This is a genomic window from Aquicoccus porphyridii, assembly GCF_008369105.1.
In the GTDB taxonomy this organism is placed as follows: Bacteria; Pseudomonadota; Alphaproteobacteria; order Rhodobacterales; family Rhodobacteraceae; genus Aquicoccus; species Aquicoccus porphyridii.
The window spans coordinates 1-390 of sequence record NZ_VINQ01000196.1 but is presented as its reverse complement, the minus strand read 5'-3'; the positions used below and the strand labels follow the sequence as shown (position 1 = coordinate 390).

Genomic DNA, 390 nt, shown 5'->3' with positions numbered 1-390 from the left:
CCTGCGCCTGCACGAGGTCGCCCGCAGCCACGGCGCCGGTCGCCAGCGCTACCGCCTGCGGGTGCCGGCGCTGGAATTGCGCGCGGGTCGCCAGCTGGCCATCGTCGGCCCCAGCGGCTGCGGCAAGAGCACCCTGCTCGACCTGCTGGCGCTGGCCCTGGCGCCGGACCCGGGCGGGCGCTTCGAATTCCTCGCCGGGGAACGCCCGCAGGACATCGCCGCGCTCTGGCGCGACGGCCGCCAGGACCGCTTGGCGGCGCTGCGCCGGCAGCACTGCGGCTACGTGCTGCAAAGCGGCGGGTTGCTCGAGTTCCTCGATGTGCGGCGCAACATCGGCCTGCCCTGCGCGTTGCTCGGCGCCCCGTCCGCCGAGCGCGTACAGGCGCTGGC

Annotated in this window: 1 pseudogene; it reads left to right on the top strand. The window is 75.9% G+C overall.

Annotation, left to right across the window (positions count from 1 at the left end):
- Nucleotide 1 precedes the first annotated feature (1 nt).
- Nucleotides 2-390 (top strand): annotated as a pseudogene (gene tagT / locus FLO80_RS24160) (type IV secretion associated ABC transporter ATP-binding protein TagT); the annotation flags it as partial.